General features: G+C 58.6%; 9 protein-coding genes. 5 read left to right on the top strand and 4 right to left on the bottom strand.

Translation table 11 applies throughout. The features are described 5' to 3' along the window. Positions 1-493 precede the first annotated feature (493 nt). Positions 494-715: a hypothetical protein gene (locus AC1DXN_RS30780; protein ID WP_477278441.1), complete on the bottom strand. Its 222-nt coding sequence runs from the start codon at positions 713-715 to the stop codon at positions 494-496. Positions 716-905: 190 nt separating this feature from the next. On the opposite strand from AC1DXN_RS30780, the gene AC1DXN_RS30775 reads away from it, so the two are divergent. After that, the gene (locus AC1DXN_RS30775; protein WP_477278439.1) at positions 906-1088 is read left to right on the top strand and encodes a hypothetical protein; all 183 of its coding nucleotides are present in this window, start codon (positions 906-908) and stop codon (positions 1086-1088) included. A 213-nt stretch (positions 1089-1301) separates the two neighbouring features. Here AC1DXN_RS30775 and AC1DXN_RS30770 read toward each other — a convergent pair whose 3' ends face one another. After that, on the bottom strand, positions 1302-1508 hold the full coding sequence (locus AC1DXN_RS30770) for a hypothetical protein (RefSeq protein WP_477278437.1): 207 nt from the start codon (positions 1506-1508) through the stop codon (positions 1302-1304). 546 nt (positions 1509-2054) lie between these two features. Beyond that, positions 2055-2363, bottom strand: coding sequence for a hypothetical protein (locus AC1DXN_RS30765; protein ID WP_477278435.1), 309 nt, complete (start codon positions 2361-2363; stop codon positions 2055-2057). Positions 2364-2438: 75 nt separating this feature from the next. Here AC1DXN_RS30765 and AC1DXN_RS30760 point away from each other — a divergent pair, with 75 nt between their 5' ends. From AC1DXN_RS30760 to AC1DXN_RS30750, 3 genes are all read left to right on the top strand, one after another. Further along, entirely contained in the window at positions 2439-2666 is a 228-nt protein-coding gene (locus AC1DXN_RS30760; RefSeq protein ID WP_477278433.1) for a DUF768 domain-containing protein, read from the top strand. An 11-nt stretch (positions 2667-2677) separates the two neighbouring features. After that, positions 2678-2884 carry a hypothetical protein gene (locus AC1DXN_RS30755; protein WP_477278432.1) on the top strand — a complete coding sequence of 69 codons (207 nt, stop codon included), beginning with the start codon at positions 2678-2680 and terminating at the stop codon, positions 2882-2884. 106 nt (positions 2885-2990) lie between these two features. Then, entirely contained in the window at positions 2991-3149 is a 159-nt protein-coding gene (locus AC1DXN_RS30750) for a hypothetical protein (protein ID WP_477247943.1), read from the top strand. 343 nt (positions 3150-3492) lie between these two features. Here AC1DXN_RS30750 and AC1DXN_RS30745 read toward each other — a convergent pair whose 3' ends face one another. After that, the gene (locus AC1DXN_RS30745; RefSeq protein WP_477278430.1) at positions 3493-3891 is read right to left on the bottom strand and encodes a hypothetical protein; all 399 of its coding nucleotides are present in this window, start codon (positions 3889-3891) and stop codon (positions 3493-3495) included. A 135-nt stretch (positions 3892-4026) separates the two neighbouring features. On the opposite strand from AC1DXN_RS30745, the gene AC1DXN_RS30740 reads away from it, so the two are divergent. Further along, positions 4027-4283 (top strand): hypothetical protein (locus AC1DXN_RS30740; protein ID WP_477421810.1); only part of this gene is annotated, 257 nt, incomplete at its 3' end.

Raw genomic sequence — 4283 nt, 5'->3', positions numbered from 1 at the left:
GCAAAGTGCCTCTAGGCGTCGGTGAGCCGCACGGGTCGGACCTCTTGTGTTGCCCCAATTGCGGCATTTCCGACACATACGAGAACGTCATGCTTGAACTCGACCGGCGCACTGCCGAAGCACTTTCCCGCGCGCTCTGCCGACCTGTCAGACAAGAGGCCAAGCAACCTGCTTTGAAGGTCTATCGTTTCGCCCTTCTCTCTCCGACAGCAGGATCCGAGTCGACAAGGAGCGCAACTATTGACGAGGACATGAGAGTGCGGGGTAGGAAGGTCGGTGGTCCCTTCCGCGCTTAAGGGACGGCGCCCAAGGGCATGAAGCGGCCGGCCACGCAATGGATCAAGCCGGGCCTCGTTGTCACTGTGAAGCACCTGCGCGGCGAGGAAGACCTCAGACATGCCTCACTGCAGGATTTCAGGGAAGAGGGGTAGCTTCAAACCCGATCGAACTGGCCGACCGACGACACTCCCAGCGGCAACTGTTCCAACGAATCCTATCCTGCTCGAGCCCCATCTAAACGCCCGGTCACGGCGGCGAGGAGCTTTTCTTCGTCAGCCAGGCCGGCGCCAAAAGCATTGATTATGGTCGCCGCGAGATCCTCGGCATCACTGGACGAACGGTCGACTTTCCGTTCCTCGCAAAGTCGATCAAAGACACGTTGGCAGATTTGCAGCTCAGATGGGGAGAACCCGGTGGGTCGAAGGCGGTTCAACATCAAGGCGCACTCCCGTGTGGAGCAACTGCGGTGAGAGAAAGGCTTCGAGCGGGATGTAAATATCGTGCCCGCCAGGAGTCAAGAGGTACGAAAACGCGATGAGAAAAATTGCCTCGTCCATCTAACCGTCGAATGCGGAACCTTTGACTCAACCATGACTTGTGTTGATGAGGGAATAAGGGTCAGGTCGATGGCTGACGAAAAGAAGAGCCCTCAAGGGGCAGAGGAATTCGTAAACTCACTGGCGCTGAAAACGGGCGTTACCGAGCAACAGATTCGAGACATCATTTCGATGGTTGGCTATGATCGGTCCTCGATAATCAGAGAAGCTCGGATCATTGCCAAGGGTAAGGACGACAATGGCCGTAGCTAGAGGGCTGTCGGCGATAGCCAACTGAACCCCTAGCGCTTTCTGGTGGCGGCGGAAGCGCTACACTAGGGCGTTGTCCGCCCGCTGCTATCGCCTAGGCTGCGAGCAATGCCGCGTGCTTCAGGGCCATGAGGCCATGCTGAAGACGGTCAAGGATATCACCGGAAAGGATGCGCCGTTCATCCGGTGGAATGGGACAGGCCCCGGTGCGGCCCACTACGGCTGAGTAGTGTCCCGCCCAATGATCCGGTTGATTATGCTCTCGTCGGGTTCGTGGTCGAGCAGGTCCTGAAAGAGCAACTTGATATGTTTCGGCCAATGCTCTTCAGCCAGGTTCGTCTCTTTAACTGATTTTCTGAAGGCTTCGCGCACGATATCGAAGTCCAAGGCCGACACGCGGCCTTCTTCACGGTTCTGGTCCATTGATAGCTCCCGAGAAGGCGGGAGCACCGAAGTTGGCTTCCAAGCACCCGTGTGCCGTACAAGGCGGGCGACAATTCACGGTACGCTTTAGTGGAGGATTAGCGAGTCAATTCGGCAGGGATCTGCTAGCGGTGGCTCTAACCGTTTTCGCAGCCTATCCCGTCGCCGTCTCGGTCGAGGTCATAGATATCCGTGCCGACGACAGTGACCGGCCCGCGCACGTATGCGGGGCCATTGCCCTTCCCAGAAGAGCAATCAACATCGCTGGCTATGGGAACACAGGCGCCCGCCTGGGACGCGCGGCAAGGTTCTGCGCTGTTGGATAGCGGTCAGCCAGAACGCGCGCTGGCGGCCTGCGCGCTTGGTGATTTATCCACAGGCAATCCCCAGCCGTCGACGACAGGCAATTGCTCGACGACAAACGCGCCTTCCTGATCTAACATTAGGGTGGGCTTAATTGCCCTTGACCACTCCAAAAGCACTCAGCCCGTTGCCGCTCCTTTGAGATGACAGCGGGCTTTTTTTGTAACAGCCTGGTAATGCGTCCTAAGCCTTGTCGACCAGCGGTGTCTTTCGCTTCGGCGGCACGTAGGCGGTCACCAGCCTCACCGTGTCGGCGTTGACAGTGACGGGGACGCCCAAGTTGATGGTGACCGTTCTCGCGTCTGCGTCAATGTGGGTGACGTCACCGATAAGCTCGACCTTCTGCCCGCTGCTCACGTTTGGTGACGTGTGCACAATTGAGTGCGGTTGGTGATATGACGGGATCAGCACGCTGACCCTGTCTTCCGTCACGCGTTTCCGTATCGTCGCGGTGATCGCGACCTCATCGCCCACTTTGATGCCACTTGCCATATCAACGATTCTGGAGCGGCCGGCGCCGGCGTCAAGATGAGCGGAACCTAATATACGCCGCGCGCTTATTTGCTCATGAGCACACGCGGCACCGACTTCCTGCACAAATGGATCTCCAACAACGTCCCCGAAACGGTGGGCGCCGACATCCTCTCAGTCGCCGAACTGACGCAAAAGCTGTTCGCTGATGCCAAGGCGATCGGCATTAGCAGTGTCGAGATCGAGGAAGACACGGGGAGCGTCTACGAGACAATTCTGGACGCCATCGTGCACCGCGATGGCGGCTTGGCGACCTGGCCGTAGCGGCGCTAGAAATGGAGGTGACGGCGCACTGCCATCACGCGCCATGCAACCATAGCCAGGTGCTGGATCTGTCGAAGCTGCGCGATCGGTTCGGGCCGGATGCTCCCGCAATGGCCGATGACCTCATTCCGAAGCTGAAATGTGCGAAGTGCGGCGGCAAGCGGGTCGGGCTGATCTACACGCCGGACTCGCGGCCGAGCGCCTATGCCAAGGCTTAGGACGGTCCGTGACCGGGATCACGGAACCTAACGCCTGGTTCCGCTTTAATGGCCCCATGAGCCATGACGCGCGGGGGCGTGACGGCGGACTTAGGGGAGCGATCGCATGACCGGGATGCCGGTGACAACCTACATCGTGAGCGTTTTTGAGGCGCCGCACTGGCGGACTGTCTTGACCACGACAGACATAAACCAGGCTCTGGCCAAGGCAAAGGAAATCGGCGACCAGGCGCGGGTCGAGCGGCGCGTTCAATACGGTGGATGACACGCCGTCAAAACCCGATTCTTGCGCAACCTCACCCCGGCTCCGCCGGCCACCAGCAGTCCGCCGCGTGCCCCCACGCGACGGACCTCTGATGGCGGCTACATCCCAAAGGAATCAACCGCTTGTAGTTGAATTGTGAACCGCGGGATCGCGTTAGCCTATGGCGTGATCGCGGAAGCCCGAGGAGATCGGCGACAAGGTGCGGGTGGAGACGATCACGCCGAAGCCGGAAAGGCGCTAGCTGAATAGCAGGTAGACACCCATGCCGGCCATCAGCAGGCAAGCGGCCATGCCGATCATGTCGCGCTGCCGGCAGCGCCAGACGGCTGCAGCGATCCTAAGGTCAGTGGCGGGTGTTTCGATCGGCGAGTTTTACCGCTTCGTCKATTTGTTGACGCAGCCGGGTAAGGTCATCCAACCGAAAATCAAGCGGAAGTTCTGCCCCGCTTTCCAATCGCAGAAAGATGGCAACAGTGCCGTCGTCTTTCATGGTCAATTGCGTGCTCTTTATAGAAATTTCCTGCAATTTTGGTGTCTTTTCTGCAGGCAGAGTAGCGACGAGCTTTCCCATCTCGGCCGACAGGGCAGCGATTGCCAACGGAACGCATTGCGCGGAGAAATCGAGTTGGAATTTCTTTTTGTCGACTGAGCCAAATGTGACAGAGAGTGTGCCGGCTGCGGCGTCGATCCCGGATGCTAAAACTACATGCAGAACCGGAGCCTTCATAACGATCTCTGCCATGGTGCGTCCTCGCTCATTCGGTTGCACCAAATCACCATCGCAGCGCTGGCACAAGGACTCGCCAGGACGTGCGTGGGGCAGGAAGCGCGAGGCGCTTGGCCGGTGGAGGTAAGAGGCCAGCGCCAAGCGAGGCTAATGAGCATTCATCTGGTTGATGTCCCGCAACGGATCATTTGCGGTTGGCATCGGAATTGCTTCGTTCGTCAAAATGGCGGGATACCCATCGAGATGATCGAAAGCGCTCCTCGGATTGCCTGCAAAAGATGCAAAGTGCCTCTAGGCGTCGGTGAGCCGCACGGGTCGGACCTCTTGTGTTGCCCCAATTGCGGCATTTCCGACACATACGAGAACGTCATGCTTGAACTCGACCGGCGCACTGCCGAAGCACTTTC

Source organism: Mesorhizobium sp. P2_H9 (assembly GCF_056403215.1).
Note: the sequence above shows the minus strand (reverse complement) of the source record. Positions and strands in the feature narration are given on the sequence as shown.